This window comes from Thalassospira sp. NFXS8, assembly GCF_040148805.1.
GTDB lineage: Bacteria > Pseudomonadota > Alphaproteobacteria > Rhodospirillales > Thalassospiraceae > Thalassospira.
This window is the reverse complement of sequence record NZ_JAGEMF010000002.1, coordinates 1,225,175-1,244,747: the sequence shown is the minus strand read 5'-3', so window position 1 is coordinate 1,244,747 and position 19,573 is coordinate 1,225,175. Positions and strand designations below refer to the sequence as shown.

The window sequence follows — 19,573 nt, the reverse complement described above, 5'->3', positions numbered from 1 at the left end:
GTTTAAAACACATATCACGGCTTGTTACGTGGCCACGCCCCTGCCAAATTCAATATCGTTGATGAAACAAAAATGCATATATCCGGGGTTTTGCCATGCAGGCTTGCCCTGCCGGCATTGGTATCTTATTTGTCAGGCAACATAACTTTCCGCTGGCGCCGTGTTTCGTTGCACCGCCCTATTTCACGATCGGAGCATTGAGACCATGAGCATTTGGGGAAAAATTATTGGCGGCGCAGCAGGTTTTGCCCTGGGCGGGCCGCTGGGCGCCATTTTGGGCGCAACAGCAGGCCATATGGTCGACAAAGCCAATGATGGCGGCTTTAACCAGGAACGCATTTCATCACAAGGCGGACCATGGGGTCAAAGCTGGGGTCAGGGTGCCGGCCAGTTCGGCGGTGCCGACCCGCGCCAGATCGCCTTTGCCACCGGCGTTATCGTGCTGGCCGCCAAAATGGCCAAAGCCGACGGCAACGTCACCCGCGAGGAAATCAACGCCTTTAAACGGTTATTTCATGTCACGGGGCCAGATGCCGCCCAGGTTGGACAAATTTTTGATGCCGCCCGCCGATCGCCTGACGGGTACGAACCTTATGCCCGCCAGATTGCGCAAATGTTTGCCGGCGAACGCGCTGTTTTGGAAAGCATCCTTGAGGCCCTGCACCAGATTGCCCTGTCTGATGGCAATTTGCACCCCGCAGAAAAGGAATATTTGCGCAAGGTTGCCAATATTTTTGGCTTTGCCGATGTTGATTTTGACCGCGTTCACCAGGGCAACACCGCCCCGTCGGGCCAGCTTGACCCTTATAAACAGCTTGGCCTGACCCGTTCTGCCAGTAACGAGGAATTGAAGGCAGCCCATCGCAAACTTTCGCGCGAAAACCACCCCGACCTGTTAATGGCCAAGGGGATGCCCGAAGAATTTGTCGAACAGGCCAACGAAAAAATGGCGCGCATCAATGCCGCCTGGGACCAGATTTGCAAGGAACGCAATATCTGACCCCTGCATCATAAACACGCATCGTCGCAGGCATCAAAGCCCGATGGTGCTGGCATGATTGCAAAAACACCCTGCCCGCGTGCTTTTGCACGGCTGCTGTGCCCGGTGAAATCATGATTTCACTTGCACAACAGCGCTTTTTGCGGTTTGCAGGGGGCAACATTTACACCGGTTTTAAGGTTTTGGTTTTTCATGGCGCCACCGCTGATCAATATTAACGACATCCGCCTGACCTTTGGCGGCAATGATCTGTTTTCCGATGTGTCGCTGGCGATTGGCGACCGCGACCGCCTGTGCCTGGTTGGGCGCAACGGCGGCGGCAAATCAACCCTGCTTAAAATCATCGCCGGCGAGATCGAGGCCGATGGCGGCGAACGATTTGTCCAGCCGGGCTGCAAGGTGGCCTATCTGGCGCAGGAACCCCGTTTTGATAAATACAGCACGGTCGAGGAATATGTTCTCGACGCACTGGACGATCACGAACAGGATTACGCCTATCGCGCCTATATGCTGCTCGATGCCGTTAAAATCGACCCGCAAGCCGACCCCAACACCCTTTCAGGCGGTGAAGGCCGCCGGGCCGCGATTGCCCGCGCCCTGATTGCCGACCCGCAGGTTTTGCTGCTGGACGAACCAACCAACCATTTGGACTTGCCAACGATTGAATGGCTGGAAAGCGAGATCAAGGCGTTTCGGGGTGCCGTCGTGGTAATTTCGCACGACCGGGCATTTCTGAACGCGGTATCAAACGGAGTCCTGTGGCTGGATCGCGGCGTCATGCGCCGCAATGATCAAAACTTTGCCCTGTTTGATGACTGGTCCGAAGAAGTTTATCGCAAGGAAGCCGAAGAACGCGCCAAACTGGATAAACTGATTGCGCAAGAATCTGTTTGGGCGGTTCAGGGCATTTCAGCGCGCCGTAAACGTAACCAGGGCCGTTTGCGCCGGTTATATGACATGCGCCATGAACGGTCCCAGCAGGAAGGCCGTATTGGCAATGTATCGCTGGCATCCGATACCGGGTCCACATCGGGCAAGGTGGTGATTGAAGCCACCGAAATTGGCAAATCATGGGAAGACAAACACATTATTTCCGGCTTTTCGACCCGCATTTTGCGCGGCGACAAGGTTGGCATCATTGGCCCGAACGGGGCGGGTAAAACCACCCTTTTGAAAATGCTGACCGGCCAGATCGAACCTGACGAAGGCACCATCAAAATCGGCACCAACCTGACGCCGACCTATTTTGACCAGAAACGTGCCGCGCTGGACGATACCAAAACCCTGTGGGATACCCTGTGCGATGTGGGCGGCGACCAGATCATGGTGCGTGGCAACCCGCGCCATGTGGTCAGCTATCTGCGCGATTTCCTGTTTGATGAAAAACAGGCCCGCAGCCCCGTTGGGGCCCTTTCGGGGGGCGAGCGTAACCGGCTGTTGCTGGCAAAACAGCTGGCAAAGCCCACCAACCTTCTGATCATGGACGAACCGACCAACGACCTTGATATGGATACGCTGGACCTGTTGCAGGAAATGCTGTCGGAATATGAAGGCACGCTGATCCTTGTCAGCCATGACCGTGACTTTTTGGACCGGGTTGTCACATCGTCCATCGTCATGGAAGGCAATGGCATTGCCACCGAATATCCCGGTGGTTATTCCGATTATGTGCATTTGCGCGCCCTTTCGGCCAAGGCCGAACCGGAAAATGCCACATCGAACACCAAACCGATCAAACGCGGTGGTGGCAAGGGGGGGCAATGCCGCCCCGGCCAAACCCAAAAGCAAGGCCAAGTTAAGTTACAAGGACCAGCGCGATTACGACACGCTGCCCGGTCAGATTGAAAAACTCGAAGCCGAGATAACCCAAATCGAAGCAGACCTTGCCGACGGGACGCTTTTTACCTCCAACCCCGATGCGTTTCAAAAGAAACTGGACCGGATTGAGGCCGCCCGCGCCGAAGCTGCCAAAGCCGAGGAACGCTGGCTGGAAGTTGAAATGATGCGCGACGAACTGGGCATTGAATAACACCTGCTCCGCGTAATATCTGCTAGCAGATCCAAGGCCAGCGACACAGCAAGTGCCGACAAAATATGCAGGGGTGGCACAAAAGCACACCCGCCAGCGGCAAATAAACAGACAGAGAGACCCCGCCGGTTCTCTCTGTTTTTGTTTTCAAACCCGATTGGCAGGTATGGCAGCACGCAACAATACGCGCAGGCTGCACATTTTTGCATCCGGGGGTTACATGCTTGGGGCTTGAGTCGTTCCAGACAAACACGTAACCATAAATGCAAAGTCATTTACGTGCGAGGGTGTTTGCATATCCTGCATCATCGCCCCTGCCCATTCAGGTTGTGTCATGCCCTTAAAAGCCGCCCTTTTATCACTGTCTGTTGCCATTATCTGGGGCATTAACGTGCTTACGGTTAAAGGGGCAGTTAGCGAAATTCCCCCGGTAATGCTTACCGCCATGCGCTTTGCCGCCGTTTCCCTGTTGCTGGTGCCCTTTACCAAAATCCCGCGTGCAAAACTGGGCAAGCTGGCCGTCTTGTCGGTTGTTTTTGGCTTTGGTCATTTCGGGGTGCTGTTTTACGCCTTGTCGATGCTCGATGCCGGGCCGGTTGCGATCATTGTTTTACTGGGTGTTCCCTTTTCATCAATGCTGGCAACCTATTTCTTTAACGACCGGCTAGGCTGGAAACGCCTGTTAGGCATGACGCTGGCCTTCGTTGGCGTGACGCTAATGTTCTGGGACCCGTCAATGACGGATTTGCAGGTTCCGTTGTTGCTGGTGGTGTTTGCGGCCCTGATGTGGGCTGTGGCCAATGTCCTGATCAAACAATTAGGCGACATCAACACGTTTGAGCTAAATGGCTGGATGGCCCTGATGGCAGCCCCGCAATTGCTGGTTTTATCGTTTATTCTGGAACCCGGTGCGATTAACGCCGTTATGAATGCAAGCTGGATGGCGTGGGCAAATTTAAGTTTCACCGTCGTGATGTCGTCGATTGTCGCTTACGGGTCGTGGTATTATCTATTGAAAACCTACGATGTGAACCAGGTTGTGCCATGGTCGTTACTCGCCCCGATTGTCAGCGTCACCGGGTCGATCCTGATCTTTGGTGAAGCCGTCAGCAGCTTTAAAATCATTGGCGGGTTAACGGTTCTGGTTGGTGTTGCCGTTATCATGTTTCGCAAACCGCCGCAAAATCAGGAACAGGGAATGGATTAACCCATGGCGGAACAGCACGAACAGCCTGCAAAGCCCGTGCCGACCATTATTTGGCACCCCTCGCCCAATTTTGGCGACCGCCCGGCGGGGGCCGCCATTGATACGCTTGTGTTGCATTACACCGGTATGCCCAATGGCGAAATGGCCCTGACCCGCATGTGCGACCCGGCATCCCAGGTTTCGGCCCATTACATGGTCGAGGAAGATGGCTGTATTTACCAGTTGGTAGCTGAATCCAAACGCGCCTGGCACGCCGGGCGCGGATTTTGGCGTGGGTGCACAGATATCAATTCATCTTCCATCGGCATTGAAATTGTTAATCCCGGCCATGAATTTGGCTATCGGCCGTTTGCCATTGCCCAAATTGATGCGGTTATTGCCCTGTGCCAGGCACTGTTGGGCCGACACGATATTCCGGCCCACAATATCATCGCCCATTCCGACATGGCGCCGGACCGCAAGGAAGACCCCGGCGAATTGTTTCCATGGCAAAAGCTGGCTGAGAATGGCATCGGGTTGTGGCCCCAAACCGACATGCGCGATCAATCCCCCCCCGACGAAAGCAAACAGAATTTCGCGTCGCCCGCCAACAGGGGCAATGAAACATCCATCATGGATGGCGTTATTGCCGCAACAATTATAACTGATAACCAGTCCCGGCCCGTCAAGGCCATCACCCCGCAAGACACAGCCCCCCCGCACCAGCCGGAGGCCGACGCAGCAGGCAGCGTTTCCCCGGGTGATTGCGAGGTGTTGTTTGACAGGTTGTTAGCGCAATTTGGTTACGGGCCGGGGCAAGCAATAGATAACCGGATCGCATTTCAACGCCACTGGCGCCCCCACTGCCTTAACGGGCGGGCGGACGAACAAAGCCTTGCCATCCTGACAGACCTGATAGGCCAGTGCCCACCCCTGCCATAACACAGAGTAATCACAGCTGATTATAATGCCGGTTACGGCATCAGCCGGTCTTGCGGCAAAGTTGGCTGGCTGCTGCCGGAAAAATAGCGGTTAAAGGCGATCTGGCTAAAGCCCAGATGTTTATAATACAGCCGGTCAATGCTGCCATTGGCAATCATTTCCGTTATTGCCCCGTCATAATCGGCAAGAACCGGCGCCAGTTCGGTTTTTAGGCGCAAATAAAACGGTTCAATGTCCACGGCAGGCAACAGGGTTTTTAACCCCGCAGGTTCGCGCACAGCGTCCGAGCCAAAATGCAGGCTGGCAAGGTCACGGAAAACAACATCGACATAATTTTTTCGCAGCATCAAAAGGCCATGCGCGTTTTCGCCAACATCGACCGGATACATTTGAGAATCAGAGATGATTTTTTCCGGATAATCATCGCCCTGCACATGTAACCAGTTGGCCCCCTCGAAGGTTGATGGTCCTTCATAGGCCGTGTGAGGATAACTTTCGCGCACAACGGCAACCATAACCCGGTTGATCAGGCCAAATTTCGAGGCCTGCAACGGTTCGACCGTAACTTCCTTCAGGCTTTCAAACAAAACCCCGTCATACACCCCATAGCGAATGCCAAAATGACATCGCGAATGAGGCATTTGCGTAAAGCTGACACTATACCCCGTGGTTTCAAATGCCTGCCGGGCAATATCAATTGCCAGCCCCGTTGCCCCTGCACCATCATCATAAGCATAGGGTTCCCACCGGCTATAGCACAGGCGTATTTCGTCGGCCGCTGCCTGTGGCGACCGGCCCAAAAACCCAACGAATATGGCAAGTGTGATGACCAGAAAACGCAATAGAGACTCCAGAACACGATGACAGGGGATTAAAAATCAACTGTGAGGTTATACTACCCTTAAGTAGTGGTCATCAAACTGCAATTATTCAAGGCTCCCTTGCATCTTTATCATGCAAAAGGATAAGCACACCCCAACCCACGGTATATGTTCCGCTTTTTCTTGACCTTGGCGCATTGCTGGCGTAAACCGCGCCCACCAGATGGCTGGATGGTCGCCCTGATGTGCAGCGATGCACAAAGGGGAGGAAAGTCCGGGCTCCACGGAAACACGGTGCCAGATAACGTCTGGCGGGGGCGACCCTAGGGAAAGTGCCACAGAAAGGAAACCGCCTGATCGCGCAAGCCATCGGGCAAGGGTGAAAGGGTGCGGTAAGAGCGCACCGGTCCTTCGGTAACGCGGGACGCATGGTAAACCCCACCGGGAGCAAAACCTAATAGGAATGGTCGGCCGGACGGTTCGCCGTTGTCGGCAGGCAGGTTTTCGAGCCACCATTCGGGTTGGTTGCAGGAGGCGTTCGGCGACGAACGTCCCAGATGAATGGCCATACAGTGCGGTTCGCCGCATGGACAGAACCCGGCTTACAGGCCATCTGGTATTTTCTTTTTACGGTTCGCGCAGGCCCCGTGCCCAAAGGCCCGGCATTGCAACAGGCCGTGCATCCCCCTGACCATCACATATTGCGACCGCGTGCAATTTGGCCATAAAAATGCCCGGCAAAACGAACCTTGCCGGGCGAAATTACATTCCGAAATCTGTTATCCGCGTTCAGCGATCGACTTGGCAAAATGGGCATCGCTTTCTTCTTGCGATACCTCTTCCCCGCCTTCAATCGACAACTGGTCTTTAATGATGGTGCCCAGTGTTGGAAAACTTTTGCGGTTGATCTGGGCATCAACCTGCCACAGGCGCGACCGCATCAGTGATTTGGCACAATGCAAAAAGGCCTCCTCAACCGTGATTTTAATCACGCTGATTGGCAATTTTCCGGTATGGGCAAACAGGTTCAAAAGTTCCGGGTCATCATCAAGTTCGGCCGTGCCGTTAATGCGCAGGGTCTCATTCATGCCTGGCACAAAAAACAGCAGCCCCACCTGCGGGTTAACCAGAATATTGGTCAATGTATCCAGGCGGCGATTACCGGGGCGATCCGGCATCAAAAGGGTGTTATCATCTAGCACATGGACAAAACCCGGCCCGTCGCCCCGGGGGCTGACATCGGCCGACCCCTTGCCATCTGCCGACGAAATAACGGCAAACGGGGAAAGCTCAATAAAACGACGGCAATGTTTATCCAGCGCAGAAAGCTGTTTTTGCAGGGCAATTTCCAGCGGATCACCGTAAATCGTCCGTAGTTGATCAAGGGTTTCAATCTTTGCCATGCGGGCCTCCTGTATGCGGGATGGCACAAACTGCGTCAAACAAAGTTGCAAGTCAATCGCAATAACTGCTTTATGACAGGATCTGTTCCGTCGTCAATATCGTGGCAAATTCGCCCGACAGGCTGGCAAGATGCACATCATGAACGGTTTGTGCATCCACTTTACCGCCATCTGGCAAATAACGGTCAAAACAAAAACACGCATCCCCGGCCAACATCACGTCAAATCCCAAATTGCCCGCCATCCGTGTAGTGGTATTTACACAATGATCCGTACTAATGCCGCAAATCACCAGCTTTCCTGCGCCAGATGCCCGTAAATCCGCCTCAAGGGCCGTGCCGATGAAAGCCGAATTAACATTTTTGCCATAGGTTTTTTCGCCGTCTTTCGGTTGGGCGAAATCTTCAAATTCATGGCCGGACTGCCCCGGATACAACCGCGATTGCGGCGATGTTGAAAAATGCTGCACATGAATGATCGGACCTTGCCGGGCACGCCAACGGGCAAGCAACCGGGCCGCATTATGTTCGGCAGCGGGGTTATTGCGCTGCCCCCAATAATTCAGGTCGCGAAAACCTTTTTGCCAGTCGATCATGATCAAGGTGGGCTGTGTATGTGATGCTATATCCGTCATGTCAGATTTCCCTTGTCAGACCCGGCCCTGCCAAATGGCAACGCCCTTTATACGGGCTAGACTATCGCATCCACCCTTGGCATAAATGACAAATATCCCTTTATTTATGCCAAAACATCTGCCGTTCCCCATCAAAGGACATGTCACATGAAAGCACATCGTCGCGTGGTTTTTATAATAACACCGCAATCGGTGCTGCTCGATGTAACGGGGCCATTACAGGCCTTTCACGATGCCAACCTGCTGGTGCAATCAAACCGGGGCTCACCCCATGCCAGCACACCGCCTGCCCCGCCATATGAAATTATTCTGGCATCGCAAACAGGTGGTGCCATCGTTACCGATACCGGCATTGCCCTGCCAACGGTGCCACTGGCAGATCTGACAGATCAGCCCATCGACAGCCTTATTGTCGCAGGAACCGACGAACCCCTGACCGCCCTTGATGACCAGGCATTGCTGGGCTGGTTGCAGACCCAAAAAACACAGGCACGCCGGATTGCATCCATATGTATTGGCGCGTTTTTACTGGGGGCTGCCGGTATTCTCGACGGGCGAAATGCCGTTACTCACTGGCGTTGGTGCGACAGGTTGCAAAGCCGGTTTCCCAAGGCCCACGTCAAACCCGACCCGATTTATATACGCGATGGCCCGGTCTGGACGTCGGCCGGGGTGACCACCGGCATAGATATGGCAATTGCCATGATCGAGGAGGATTTGGGCCGCGAAGCAGCGCTGGCCGTGGCGCGCGGCCTGATCATGTTTATCAAGCGCCCCGGCGGCCAGTCGCAATTTAGTCAGCCCCTAAACCAACAGGCCTATGACCGTAATGGCCGGTTTGATGCCTTGCATGTATGGATACGGAAAAACCTGCATTTACGGCTGGGCGTCGAAGACCTGGCGGCACAGGCCCATATGAGCCCGCGTAATTTTTCGCGTATTTATGCCCGTGAAACCGGCACGGGCCCGGCCCTTGCGCTGGAAAAAATGCGGATGGATGCAGCACGCGATTATCTTGAAACCACCCATAACACCATTGCCCATATTGCCGTTTTATGCGGTTTTGGCGACGACGAACGTATGCGGCGCTGCTTTATAAAACATTTGGGTGTTGCGCCAGGCGCCTATCGCGCCCGGTTTACAACCAGCCTTTCCGTTTGAAATACCAAAGCGGACCAACGGCCGACAAAATCATCAATCCAATCGCCAGCGGATAGCCAAATTGCCAATGCAGTTCGGGCATGAACTGAAAGTTCATACCGTAAATGCTGGCGATCAGGGTGGGGGGCAAAAACGCCGCCGCCGCGACCGAAAAAATCTTGATGATATTATTCTGTTCCAGGTTGATCATGCCCAGTGTCGCATCCAGCAGAAACGTCACCTTGTTGGCAACGAAATTGGCATGTTCGGTAATCGACAAAATATCGCGTGAAAGCGTTTTCAGCCGTGCTTTCGGGTCTTTTTTAAAGCGGGCCTGGGTGTTTAAAAACAGCGCCATGCGATTCAGGTTCAACAGGCTATCCTTGGCCTTGCTGGCAAGGTTGCCTGCCCGGCCAATACGGCGCAGGTTTTCGTGGTGATCCTGGTCTGATCCGTTGCCTTCCTTGGAAAACACCGCATTGGAAATTTTCTCAAGATCAGCAACAGAAATTTCCATAATATCTGCCAGCCGGTCGACAATCTGTTCCAGCAAACCCAGCAAAACGGCGTCAGCCGAACTTGCCAGCCCCGGCGTGCGTTTCACCCGCCGCGTATAGGTTTTAAACGGGATCGGGTCGGCATAACGCAACGTAATCAGCGTTTTTTTGACCATAATAAAGGTAACGGCAATGGATTCAGGGTCGTCGGTTGCGGCTTTGTTTAACACCGTTACCGTCATGAACAATGCACCGTTTTCATCATACAAACGCGATGAAAGTTCAATTTCCTGCATTTCTTCACGGGTTGGCACCTCAATGCCAAAACGGGCCTCTATCGCGCGCAATTCGCTGGCTGTTGGCTCGAACAAATCAATCCATACCGGGGCGGCCTTGGCCGCCTTGCCCGGTGCAACGATTTTGGTTCCCGCCAGCACCGCAAGCTCACCGGCCGGTTCGCCGGTTGCCTCGTGCCCCGCATCGTTGCCTGTTTCGTCAACATGTTCCCGGGCAAGCTCGCGATCAAGTTGTTCGGTGGGGTTGTCGCTATCGCGGTAAATGTCGTCCTCGGCGTCATAGTCATCATGGTCGCCAGCGTGTTTCGCGCTCAGTTCAACCGCGCCATGTTCTTCAACATCCGCCCCGGACACGGTAACGTCGCCTTCGGTATGTTCCGGCGCATCGCCATCTGTCGATGTGCGTAGCGGGGCGTAAATTTCGTTGCTTTCCATGTACGTTCTCCGTCATCTCGGACCGGGACATTTTGGCCATGTATGACCTGCAAGGCCGGTTTTGTCACCCTTTCAGTCGTGACAGTTCTTTAACATGCCCGCCATCAACAGCATTACCGACAGGTCGGCACGCTGCCCCTTAACAGCTAAAACGGTAAAACCGTCTGAAATACAAACGGGCTGACATCACTTGCATTTCCGCGTTTTTCATCAAATGTTGCCGCAACCTTTGCCATGAATTCGCTTTTTTCAATCATCTGGTTTTGGTTGCTGTCGAATTCAGGAAACAGCAATTCCAGCCTGCGGGCCTCGGTACGCAACCGGTTACGGTTGGCATCGGCCGATCCGGGCAAGGCCTCGACGGCGGAAAATTCGCGCATCACCAGCACATTATCACCGTTTATGTCATGACGGCGAAACATCCAGGCCGCATAACTTGCTGCCTCGTCGGCATCGATCCGGCCATCCTGATTAATGTCGGACGGGTGATATTGCGCCCGATAAATCGTAACCTGTTCGGGCACCGCCATCGGCGGCACCACCAGCCCCCCCTTGCGGGCGGCATCCAGTTGCGCCTGCGTTGCGGCATTGGCACCGGCGGCCCCATTGCCATTTTGCGCACCGGCAACATTGGGCACATTAACACCGGGAATGGCCGGCATGGGAATACCCGCACCGCCCGTTCCAAACCCGTCATCATCACTGCCCTGCCCAACTGCGGCACCCGTCATGCCACCAAAACCGCCGAGCCCACCCAGCCCGCCAAGACCAAATTGCTGCAACAGGGCGGGGTTATTTTGCAATTGCTGCATCAGGGCGGGCAGCATCTGGCGCATTTGCGGGGAAATCGCGCTATAGGTGCTGTCCGACTGGTTTTTACCATGGTTTGCCGTGCCCGAACGGCTTTGACTGCTGGTACTGTTTTGCGCCAGTGCAGGCAAAGCCATCAACAGGCAAGGCACAAAAACCTGGCAGGCAATTAACCTGATTATAGTCTTTATTTGCAAAACTGACTCCGGTTCGCAACAGGGCAGACAGGCAGATCATAACAGGCAAAGGCACCGTTTATCCCATCAAACTCCATCCTGGCCCAAAAACCAATCCCCGATGGGCTGCTATGGTCATATTTGGGTTTTCATGGTCCAAAACGCAAAAACATACTGAAATCGCACCTTTTATGCCCTGTTCAGCCCAATATGCCGCTACCCAAAAAAGGCCAGAAAAGGGCAGAATTGCCCACAAATTTCATAGTTGAACCCATCAATTCCCATTGACCCCCATGATATCCCATGGTACCCCATTCCATAGGCATTTTAGCGGTGCCGAGTGGGGCACAGACGTCTGGTTGGCGATGTCTTTTTCCAAACTTCGTTTTCCAGTGGTCGATTTTCAGGGGATTAAGGCGGGTGCTGTTCACCGGGACGCACATTCACAAACTGGATCGGAAAGGGCGCGTATCCGTGCCCAAACGGTTCCGTGCCGCCCTTGAAGAAGACGGATTTGCCGGCATTTATGTTTATGAATCCCCCAAGGAACCCACTATCGAAGGCTGTTCTGAAAGCCACATGGAACGCATTGCGGCATCGCTTGACGATCTGGAAATGTTTTCCGACGAGGCCGAAGACCTTGCCGACACCATCCTTGGCGCGTCGCATGCCCTGCCGTTTGATGGCGAAGGCCGCATCATTTTGCCACCCGAATTAATCGAATATGCCGGCATCACCGATCAGGTTGCCTTTGTGGGCCGGGGCCGCACCTTCCGCATCTGGAACCCCGACACCTTTGCTGATCGTAAAACCGCCAGCCGCACCCGGGTTGTCAATCGCGGTTCAACCCTTAAGCTGAAACCGGCTGCCGCGTCCCCTGCGCGTAGCGCCGGCACGCCCCCCGGTTCTGCTGTAGAAACACCGGAGGACGAGGCATGACAACATCCCCCTTGCTGTTTGACCCGTCTGCACCGGCCCCGCACAAACCGGTTTTGCTGCGCGAAGTGCTGGAATATCTAAAACCCGCCGAAGGCGAAATCATTGTAGACGGCACATTTGGCGCAGGCGGTTACAGCCGCGCCATTCTTGATCATGCGCCCTGCACCCTTTATGGCATCGACCGCGACCCAAGTGCGGTTGAAACCGGCACCAAACTGGCAGCTGACTATGATGGACGCTTTCACATGGTTGAAGGCTGCTTTGGCGATATGGCAACCCTGCTGCCGACACACGGTGTTGCACAGGTAGATGGCATCGTTCTTGATATCGGTGTGTCGTCCATGCAGATCGACCAGGCTGATCGCGGATTTTCGTTTCGCACCGATGGCCCGCTTGATATGCGCATGTCGATGTCTGGCCCCAGCGCGGCTGATTTCATCAATACCGCCGACGAAGAAGACATCGCCAATGTCATTTACCGGTTTGGCGAAGAACGCGCCTCGCGCAAGGTCGCCCATAAAATTGTGGAAATGCGTGCCGAAACCCCGTTTACCAGCACCGGCCAGCTTGCCAGTGCCGTGCGATCGGTTGTGCGTAAATCCAAAGACGGCATCGACCCGGCGACCCGTACTTTTCAGGGCCTGCGCATCCACGTAAATGATGAACTGGGCGAGCTGGACCGCGCCTTAAATGCCGCCGAAGCCATTTTGAAGCCGGGCGGACGTCTGGTGGTTGTCACCTTCCATTCACTGGAAGACCGGCTGGTGAAAACCTTTTTCAAGGAACGTTGCGGCGACCCGCGCAAACAGTCGCGCCGCCTGCCCGGCGAACCCGAAGCCGCCAAACCGACCTTCAGCACACTTAGCCGCAAGGCCGTCACTGCCGAGAAAGACGAGTTGCGCGCCAACCCGCGTGCCCGGTCGGCCAAATTGCGCGCTGCTGCGCGCAACGACCTGCCCGCCACCGCCACCCTTAAAGCAGGAGGCACCGCATGACCAAAATCGTAACCGGTTTCTGGTTTTTAATGACGGTTTTGATCGGCGTTGGCACCTATTGGGTTTCGCACGAAGTGGAACGTCTGGAACGGCGTTATGCCGCCATTCAGTCCGACATTCTTGACGAACAGGAAAGCATCCACGTTTTTCAGGCGGAATGGAGCTATCTGAATGCACCGGGCCGGATTGAAAAGCTGGCCCGGGAATATCTGAAACTTGACCAGATTCAGCCCCTGCAAATGGCCAGCATCGACACAATTCCGACCGACACCGATGCCAAACGCTACCGTCTGGACAAATTTGGTGAAGCCGTGGCCTATATGCCCGCCCCGCGCGACCGGCCAGGCGAAAGCGCCTATGACGAAGCATCGGAAAACATGATCATTGATGGCCCCAGCGTTGGCATTCCTGCCCCGGAAACCGGGGGCCAGCAATGAACCTGTTACGCTTTTCATACTGGCTGCGCGGTGATCGCCCGGAACTGGGCCCCGAACAACGTGAAAAACACGCGCTGGAAACAGCGCGTAACCGCATTTTTATTACCGGCATCATGTTCGGCATCGGCTTTTTGTGGATCGCCGGGGGCCTGTTTAATGCCACCGTGCTAAAACAGGGCAACGAACCTGATTTAACCGCAGGTACGGATAGCAAGGAACTTAAGACTGAACGCGCCGATATTGTGGATCGCAACGGCATTTTGCTGGCGACCGACCTTCCGACCAGTTCGCTTTATGCTGATGCCCGTGTGATCAAGGACCCGGTTGGCGCGGCCGACCATTTGCTGACCGTGTTGCCCGGCCTGGATCGCGATACGCTGATCCGCCATTTGGGCTCGCAAAAGGCATTTGTCTGGTTGCGCCGCAACCTGACCCCGGACCAGCAATACAAGGTCAATGCGCTTGGTATTCCCGGCCTGAATTTTCAGCGCGAAGAACGCCGCGTTTACCCGCAAGGCCGCCTTTTTGCCCATGTGCTGGGCTTTACCGATATTGACAATAACGGCATTGCCGGCGCCGAACGCGAATTTGATAATGATTTGCGCAGCAATTCCGGCCCGTTGCGCCTGTCGCTTGATATCCGGGTGCAGCATGCCCTGCGCGCCGAGGTTTCCAGCGCAATGGAAACATACAGTGCCGCCGGGGCCACCGGCCTGGTAATGGACATTTATACCGGTGAAGTCATGGGCATGGTTTCCCTGCCCGACTTTGACCCACACCGTCCCGGTCAGGGCCCGGCAGACGCGCGTTTTAACCGCGCAACGCTGGGTGTTTACGAACAGGGATCGGTGTTTAAACTGTTTAATGCTGCCATTGCGCTTGATACCGGCACATCGACACTTTACAGCACCTACGATGCCACCAAACCCATGCGCGTCGCCCGGTTTACCATCCATGACTTTCATGGCGAAAACCGCTGGCTGACAGTGCCCGAAATCCTGGCTTACAGCTCGAATATCGGCTCGGCCCGCATGGCGATGGATTTTGGTATTGAAACCCAGAAAAAATATTTGAAAGACTTTGGCTTTCTCGACCCGTCCGATGTCGAACTGCCCGAAGTTGCCTCCCCGCTTTTGCCCAACCCGTGGCGTGAAATCAACCTGATGACGATTTCCTACGGGCATGGCATTGCGGTTACCCCCCTGCAACTGGTGAATGGCATTTCAACCATTTCCAATGGCGGCATTCGCCGCCCCAGCACGATCCTGAAACAGGACGGTGCCCCGGCAGGTGTGCGGGTTATTTCAAAAAAGACTTCTGACGACATGCGCCGTTTGATGCGTCTTGTTGTTACCGAAGGTTCCGGCAAAAAAGCCGACGTACCGGGTTACTTCCTTGGCGGGAAAACCGGTACAGCCGACAAGCTGGTTAACGGGCGCTACGTAAAGAATGCCCGAATGTCTACCTTTGTGGCCGCCTTTCCGATGCAGGACCCGCGCTATGTGGTTCTGGTGACGTTAGATGGTCCGCAAGGAACAAAAGAAACTTATGGATACGCCACGGCCGGCTGGGTAGCAGCACCGGCAGTGGGTAAGGTTGTGACACGTATTGCTCCCCTACTGGGGATCGAACCGGCGTACGCGAAGGCGCCGGAAATAGAGCAAGCGTTGCGTTTGGATCTTCGCAAAGAGGAACGCAAACTTGCGTCTTTCTGAGCTTATGGCAGGAGATCAGGCGGCATTAAAACATGCCGAAGGACAGGACCCTGATATCAAGGGCCTGACCGCAGATTCACGCGCAGTCCGTGATGGATATATGTTCGCCGCCCTTCCGGGGGCGCGAGAAGACGGTGCCAAATATATTGACGACGCCATCAAACTGGGGGCGTCGGCGATTTTGGCAAAAACCAATACCCCGAAAACACCGGCCATTACCGTGCCGTTGATTCCGGTTGAAAACCCACGCCAGCGTTATGCGCAGCTTGCGGCCCGTTTTTACGGCAAGCAGCCCGATACCATTGCCGCCATTACTGGCACCAATGGCAAAACATCCACCGCTGTTTTCACCGAACAGCTTTGGACATTGCTGGGTAAAACATCGGGGTCCATCGGCACATTGGGCATTCGCGCTGCCGGGGCCAAAATCCCCGGGTCGCTTACCACGCCCGACCCGGTTGCCCTGCACCAGTCGCTGGCCGAAATGTCCGATATTGGTGTAACCCATGTTGCCATGGAAGCCAGTTCGCACGGGTTGGACCAGCACCGGCTCGATGGCGTCAAGGTCCGCGTTGCGGCCTTTACCAACCTGTCGCGCGACCACCTGGATTATCACGGCGACTTTGCCAAATATTTTGCGGCCAAGGCCCGGTTGTTTCAAAACCTGTTGATGGCGGATGGTACTGCCGTCATCAATGCCGATATCGCCCAATATGACCTGCTGCAACGCATCTGCCAGGATCGCGGCATTGACATATTGTCCTATGGCACCAAAGGCGATGGCATTAAATTGCTGTCCACCAAACCCGATGCCACAGGCACGAAAATCAAACTTGCCATCGACAATGGCGAATACAGTGTGCATTTACCGCTGATGGGCACCTTCCAGGTCATGAATGCCCTGGCAGCCCTGGGCATTGTCATTGCATCGGGTGCGGAAATTGACGATGCGGTTGCTGCCCTTGAAAAACTGCAAGGTGTGCGGGGCCGGTTGGAACTGGTGGGTAAAACCAAGTTTGGCGCGCCGGTTTTTGTCGATTACGCCCACACCCCCGATGCCCTTGAAACCGTGATCAAGGCCGTGCGCCCCCATTGCAAGGGCCGGGTGATTTGCATTTTTGGCGCCGGTGGCGACCGCGATACCGGCAAACGCCCGGAAATGGGCCGCGTTGTTAAAGACAATGCCGATATCGCCATTATCACCGACGACAACCCGCGCAGCGAAGACCCGGCAACCATTCGTGCCGCCATCAAGGTCGCGTGCGAAGGGGCGGTTGAAATTGGCGACCGCGCCGAAGCCATCAAACGCGGCATTGGCATCTTGCAACGTAATGACATTTTGATTATTGCCGGCAAAGGCCATGAACGCGGCCAGATCGTTGGCGCAAACGTATTGCCATTTGACGATGCGGCTGTGGCCCGCAATCTGTTGCTGGGTGGCAACTAGCCACGTATATACCCGCCGTTACCCTGCCCGTTTCGGGGCGGGGTAGCGCATGGGGTAACGTGTGATCTGCCAGACAGACAGAGACCTGACCAACGGAAAGAAGAAACGTGATGAGCAAAGCTGTTTTATGGACGGCAGAAGATGCCGTATCCGCCACCGGCGGCATCGTCGCTGGCGACTGGCAGATAACCGGCATTTCAATCGACAGCCGCAAAACCCGGCCTGGCGATTTGTTCATTGCCTTAAAAGGCCCGAATTTTGACGGTCACCAGTTTGTCGCCAAGGCGTTTGAGGCAGGCTGTGCCGCCGCCCTTGTTTCCGACGGGTCGGTTTTACCGCCCGATGCCCCGGCCCTGATTGTTGACGATACCCTTGATGCCATGGTGCGCCTTGGCCTGGCAGGGCGCGCACGCAGCAAAGCCAAAATCATCGCCATTACCGGCAGTGTTGGAAAAACCGGCACCAAGGAAGCCCTTAAATATGTTCTGGGCGAACAGGGCAAAACCCACGCCAGCCCGGCCAGCTTTAACAACCATTGGGGCGTGCCGCTCAGTTTGGCGACCCTGCCGGTCGATGCCGAATATGGCGTTTTTGAAATTGGTATGAACCACCCGGGCGAAATTACCCCGCTGGTTCAAATGGTGAAACCCTCGGTGGCATTGATCACCAATGTGGTGGGCGCGCATACCGAATATTTCAAGGATGAAGGCGAAATCGCCAAGGCCAAGGCCGAAATCTTTGAGGGGCTGGACAAGGATGGCGCCGCTGTCCTTAATCGCGACAATTTGCATTATTTTGCCCTGGCCCGCCGGGCCAAAGAACTGGGCATTTCCACCATCAAGGCTTTTGGCACCGATGCCACCGCCGATTACCGCCTGTTTGAAGCCAATATTGTTACCGGCGGCAGTGCCGTTCGGGCCCGTGTCGGGGGCCGTGATCTGGAATATTTTATTGGGTGCCCCGGTGAACACTGGGTCATCAATTCGCTGGCGATTTTGGCCTGCGTTGACCAGCTGGGTGCCGATGTGGTGCGGGCTGCGCAGGATTTGGCCGATGTCACCCCCCCTGCCGGGCGCGGCGCACGCCATATCCTTGCCATCAACAACAAAGCCGGGGCCAAAACCGGCCAGTATGTTTTGATCGACGATGCCTATAACGCCAACCCGACATCGATGATGGCCGGGTTAAAACTGCTGGCAAACGAAAAACCCGAAGGCAAAGGCCGCCGCATTGCTGTTTTGGGCGACATGCGCGAACTGGGTGCCGAAGCCGAACAAATGCACCGCGACCTTGCCCATCCGCTTGAACATCTGGGAATCGACGGTGTTTTTACGGTTGGCCCCATGATGGCCCTGCTGGCACAAGAACTGCCCGACGACCGCCATTTAGGCCATTTTGATGCCGCCGAGGACGCGATTTCCCCCATTCACGCCGAAATACGCGATGGCGATGTGGTTTTAATCAAAGGTTCGCTTGGCATTTACGTTTCTAAAATTGTTTCCGCTTTAAAATCCGGCCATACGGGCACTGCCCCGACATCCAACTGACGCATAAGGGACCCAAGGGGCGATGCTCTATAACCTGCTATACCCGCTGGCTGACCAGTTTCCGCTGTTTAATCTGTTTCGGTACATCACCTTTCGTACCGGCGGAGCTGTTTTCACATCGCTGGTGCTGGCATTTGTGCTGGGTCCCTGGCTGATCGACCAGTTGCGCGCCCGCCAAAACGAAGGGCAGCCCATTCGCGAAGACGGGCCGGAAAGCCACCTTCTGACCAAAAAAGGCACGCCCACCATGGGCGGCCTTTTGCTTCTGATTTCTACCTGTGTGGCGACCCTGTTGTGGGCCGACCTGACCAACCCCTATGTGTGGGCGGTTTTACTGGTTACCATTGGCTATGGTTTTCTGGGTTTCATGGATGACTTTTTAAAGGTGTCCAAACGCAATTCCAAAGGCCTGCCGGGCAAGGTCAAACTGCTGGGACAGTTTTCCATTGCCGTTCTGGCATCATGGTGGATTGCCCACAATACCGACCCGGCCCTGGCAACCCAGTTGGCCTTTCCGTTTTTCAAAAACCTGTTACTGGATCTGGGCTGGTTTTTCGTTCCCTTTGCCATGTTTGTCATGGTTGGGGCGTCAAATGCTGTCAACCTGACCGACGGGCTGGATGGCCTTGCCATTGTCCCGGTTATGATTGCCGCCGCCAGCTTTGCCCTGATCACGTATCTGATTGGTAACGTTCAGTTTGCCGATTATTTACAGGTTCATTATATCGCCGGGTCCGGTGAATTAACCGTGTTACTGGGCGCACTTGTCGGTGCCGGATTAGGCTTTTTATGGTTCAACGCCCCCCCCGCCATGGTGTTTATGGGCGATACCGGGTCTTTGGCCCTTGGCGGGGCGCTGGGTGCGGTTGCCGTTGTTACCAAACACGAACTGGTCCTGGCGATTATTGGCGGTTTGTTCGTCCTTGAAACGGTGTCGGTGATTATTCAGGTCGGATCGTTCAAGCTGACCGGCAAACGCGTGTTTCGCATGGCTCCGCTTCATCACCATTTTGAAAAAAAAGGCTGGCACGAACCCACTATCGTGATCCGGTTCTGGATCATCTCGGTCATTCTGGCCCTGATCGGCCTTGCCACCCTTAAACTGCGTTAAGACTTACCCTGTT

The 19,573-nt window shown here is 55.0% G+C and carries 18 protein-coding genes and 1 other RNA gene; 14 read left to right on the top strand and 5 right to left on the bottom strand.

Translation table 11 applies throughout. The features are described 5' to 3' along the window. The first annotated feature begins 205 nt into the window (after window positions 1–205). From J4E05_RS14770 to J4E05_RS14750, 5 genes are all read left to right on the top strand, one after another. Entirely contained in the window at window positions 206–1,000 is a 795-nt protein-coding gene (locus tag J4E05_RS14770; protein ID WP_085587835.1) for a TerB family tellurite resistance protein, read from the top strand. Between the two features lie 192 nt (window positions 1,001–1,192). After that, window positions 1,193–2,845 carry an ABC-F family ATP-binding cassette domain-containing protein gene (locus tag J4E05_RS14765; protein ID WP_349596919.1) on the top strand — a complete coding sequence of 551 codons (1,653 nt, stop codon included), beginning with the start codon at window positions 1,193–1,195 and terminating at the stop codon, window positions 2,843–2,845. Next, window positions 2,742–3,029, top strand: a complete 288-nt coding sequence (locus J4E05_RS14760) for a hypothetical protein (RefSeq protein WP_349596916.1) — start codon at window positions 2,742–2,744, stop codon at window positions 3,027–3,029. Before J4E05_RS14765 ends, J4E05_RS14760 begins: the two co-directional genes overlap by 104 nt. A 334-nt stretch (window positions 3,030–3,363) precedes the next feature. Beyond that, on the top strand, window positions 3,364–4,236 hold the full coding sequence (locus J4E05_RS14755; RefSeq protein WP_349596913.1) for a DMT family transporter: 873 nt from the start codon (window positions 3,364–3,366) through the stop codon (window positions 4,234–4,236). A gap of 3 nt (window positions 4,237–4,239) precedes the next feature. After that, a complete protein-coding gene (locus J4E05_RS14750) occupies window positions 4,240–5,157 on the top strand; it encodes an N-acetylmuramoyl-L-alanine amidase (RefSeq protein ID WP_349596910.1) in 918 nt (305 codons plus the stop codon). 32 nt (window positions 5,158–5,189) lie between these two features. On the opposite strand, the gene J4E05_RS14745 is transcribed toward J4E05_RS14750, so the two are convergent. Further along, a complete protein-coding gene (locus J4E05_RS14745) occupies window positions 5,190–5,999 on the bottom strand; it encodes a substrate-binding periplasmic protein (RefSeq protein WP_349596908.1) in 810 nt (269 codons plus the stop codon). Between the two features lie 198 nt (window positions 6,000–6,197). Between J4E05_RS14745 and rnpB the strand changes: the two genes are divergently transcribed. Then, window positions 6,198–6,599, top strand: an RNA gene (gene rnpB, locus J4E05_RS14740) — RNase P RNA component class A. Between the two features lie 158 nt (window positions 6,600–6,757). On the opposite strand, the gene J4E05_RS14735 is transcribed toward rnpB, so the two are convergent. Both J4E05_RS14735 and J4E05_RS14730 read right to left on the bottom strand, forming a co-directional pair. Further along, window positions 6,758–7,381, bottom strand: coding sequence for a pyridoxamine 5'-phosphate oxidase family protein (locus J4E05_RS14735; RefSeq protein WP_349596905.1), 624 nt, complete (start codon window positions 7,379–7,381; stop codon window positions 6,758–6,760). Between the two features lie 70 nt (window positions 7,382–7,451). Then, the gene (locus tag J4E05_RS14730; RefSeq protein ID WP_349596902.1) at window positions 7,452–8,015 is read right to left on the bottom strand and encodes a cysteine hydrolase family protein; all 564 of its coding nucleotides are present in this window, start codon (window positions 8,013–8,015) and stop codon (window positions 7,452–7,454) included. Window positions 8,016–8,162: 147 nt separating this feature from the next. Here J4E05_RS14730 and J4E05_RS14725 point away from each other — a divergent pair, with 147 nt between their 5' ends. Then, entirely contained in the window at window positions 8,163–9,176 is a 1,014-nt protein-coding gene (locus J4E05_RS14725; protein ID WP_349596899.1) for a GlxA family transcriptional regulator, read from the top strand. Here J4E05_RS14725 and corA read toward each other — a convergent pair. Together corA and J4E05_RS14715 are read right to left on the bottom strand one after the other, a co-directional pair. Continuing rightward, a complete protein-coding gene (gene corA / locus J4E05_RS14720; protein ID WP_349596896.1) occupies window positions 9,154–10,383 on the bottom strand; it encodes a magnesium/cobalt transporter CorA in 1,230 nt (409 codons plus the stop codon). The two genes, J4E05_RS14725 and corA, sit on opposite strands and share 23 nt — an antisense overlap. A 146-nt stretch (window positions 10,384–10,529) precedes the next feature. After that, entirely contained in the window at window positions 10,530–11,330 is an 801-nt protein-coding gene (locus J4E05_RS14715) for an EF-hand domain-containing protein (RefSeq protein ID WP_349596893.1), read from the bottom strand. A 459-nt stretch (window positions 11,331–11,789) separates the two neighbouring features. Between J4E05_RS14715 and J4E05_RS14710 the strand changes: the two genes are divergently transcribed. From J4E05_RS14710 to mraY, 7 genes are all read left to right on the top strand, one after another. After that, entirely contained in the window at window positions 11,790–12,308 is a 519-nt protein-coding gene (locus J4E05_RS14710) for a division/cell wall cluster transcriptional repressor MraZ (protein WP_349596890.1), read from the top strand. Beyond that, entirely contained in the window at window positions 12,305–13,303 is a 999-nt protein-coding gene (gene rsmH, locus J4E05_RS14705) for a 16S rRNA (cytosine(1402)-N(4))-methyltransferase RsmH (RefSeq protein ID WP_349596887.1), read from the top strand. The genes J4E05_RS14710 and rsmH overlap by 4 nt, the downstream gene beginning before the upstream one ends. Beyond that, window positions 13,300–13,740 carry a cell division protein FtsL gene (gene ftsL / locus J4E05_RS14700; RefSeq protein ID WP_085587858.1) on the top strand — a complete coding sequence of 147 codons (441 nt, stop codon included), beginning with the start codon at window positions 13,300–13,302 and terminating at the stop codon, window positions 13,738–13,740. Before rsmH ends, ftsL begins: the two co-directional genes overlap by 4 nt. Then, window positions 13,737–15,455 (top strand): peptidoglycan D,D-transpeptidase FtsI family protein, encoded by a 1,719-nt coding sequence (locus tag J4E05_RS14695; RefSeq protein ID WP_085587860.1) that lies wholly within the window; start codon window positions 13,737–13,739, stop codon window positions 15,453–15,455. The genes ftsL and J4E05_RS14695 overlap by 4 nt, the downstream gene beginning before the upstream one ends. After that, the gene (locus tag J4E05_RS14690; protein ID WP_349596883.1) at window positions 15,442–16,902 is read left to right on the top strand and encodes a UDP-N-acetylmuramoyl-L-alanyl-D-glutamate--2,6-diaminopimelate ligase; all 1,461 of its coding nucleotides are present in this window, start codon (window positions 15,442–15,444) and stop codon (window positions 16,900–16,902) included. The genes J4E05_RS14695 and J4E05_RS14690 overlap by 14 nt, the downstream gene beginning before the upstream one ends. A 110-nt stretch (window positions 16,903–17,012) precedes the next feature. Continuing rightward, the gene (locus J4E05_RS14685; RefSeq protein WP_085587864.1) at window positions 17,013–18,449 is read left to right on the top strand and encodes a UDP-N-acetylmuramoylalanyl-D-glutamyl-2,6-diaminopimelate--D-alanyl-D-alanine ligase; all 1,437 of its coding nucleotides are present in this window, start codon (window positions 17,013–17,015) and stop codon (window positions 18,447–18,449) included. 22 nt (window positions 18,450–18,471) lie between these two features. Next, entirely contained in the window at window positions 18,472–19,560 is a 1,089-nt protein-coding gene (gene mraY / locus J4E05_RS14680) for a phospho-N-acetylmuramoyl-pentapeptide-transferase (protein WP_085587865.1), read from the top strand. The last annotated feature ends 13 nt before the right edge of the window (window positions 19,561–19,573 follow it).